This window comes from Saccharothrix sp. ST-888, assembly GCF_000955975.1.
GTDB lineage: Bacteria > Actinomycetota > Actinomycetes > Streptomycetales > Streptomycetaceae > Kitasatospora.
In genome coordinates, this window is the sequence record NZ_JYJF01000610.1 from 1 (window position 1) to 351 (window position 351).

The 351-nt window shown below is 65.0% G+C and carries 1 protein-coding gene; it reads right to left on the reverse strand.

Annotated elements, in window-relative coordinates:
- Nucleotides 1-8 precede the first annotated feature (8 nt).
- Nucleotides 9-351: DUF885 family protein (locus UK12_RS33950; protein WP_045307073.1), on the reverse strand; the 343-nt coding region annotated here is incomplete at its 5' end.

Below are 351 nucleotides of genomic sequence, written 5' to 3' on the forward strand. Positions count from 1 at the left end.
GCCATGAACTAGGTGGCGAGCGCCGGGGTCCTGCGGTAGCCGGGGTGGAAGCCCGAGTCGGCGGGGATGTTGAGTTCGAGGTGCATGCCGATGTCGACGATCACCCGGATGATCCGCCGCATCTGCCCGTCCAGGAAGGCGAGTCGGCACTCTGGTTCGGAGAAGAACCCCAACTCGTCCATGAAGCGCTCGGCATACAGGGCGCAACCCTCGATATTGGCACTCACCATGCCCTCTGTGACCTGGTAGCGGCTGAGCCGGTCGGCAACCGCGACCCACTGGGCGAGCTGGAGATGGTGGCCCGGAACGCCCTCGTGATACCAGATGCTGACGAGCTGCCAGGTCGGGAAG